Raw genomic sequence first — 596 nt, 5'->3', positions numbered from 1 at the left:
GGACAGGGTCGACACTCGCTTCGATCCGTTTGATCTGCGGCTCGGGGTTCAAGTCCCTGGCGGCGCGCGCCGGTTGAGGCAGGTCAGGGGCACGGAGCCAGTCATGGTTCCGTGCCCCTGATGGTTCAGTGATCGCCAGTACTGCAATTGGAAACGATCAGCCCTCGGGCACCTCGGCGTCACCCCGACCGTCGTCACATTCCGTAACAGCCGGGCGGGTGGACGACGCCAGCCGGCCAAGGATGGTGTCCATGCTCGCCGCCGTCCCACGCCGGACATCTTCCAACACATCGATGTAGATATCCGCCGTGGTGGCAATGCGGGTGTGCCGGAGCAACGCCCGGATCTCGTTGAGATCCACCCCAGCACGGAAAAGAAGTGTGGCCGACGTGTGCCTCAGGTCGTGAACACGTGTTCGATGGACGCCCGCGTCCGCACAAACCCTGTCCCACCAGCGGTTAACGTTCCGCGGCTGGATCCCCCGACCCGTAGACGTAGTGAACACCAGCCCGTCGTCATGCCAGACCGGTGCCGCCTCTTTCGCCGCGTCCTGCCGCGCCTTGTGCTCGCGAAGCACGACAATGACCATCTCCGGT

General features: G+C 64.3%; 1 protein-coding gene. It reads right to left on the bottom strand.

Going from position 1 to position 596, the window contains the following annotated elements:
- Nucleotides 1–157: 157 nt before the first annotated feature.
- Nucleotides 158–596, bottom strand: a 439-nt coding sequence (locus tag MJ785_RS21550; RefSeq protein WP_239382686.1) for a tyrosine-type recombinase/integrase, incomplete at its 5' end; no start/stop codon positions are given.

Origin of the sequence: Protofrankia sp. CiT1, assembly GCF_917627335.1 — a bacterium.
Classification (GTDB): domain Bacteria; phylum Actinomycetota; class Actinomycetes; order Frankiales; family Frankiaceae; genus Protofrankia.
The sequence above is the reverse complement of the archived record's forward strand: the minus strand, read 5'-3'. Positions and strand labels throughout refer to the sequence as shown.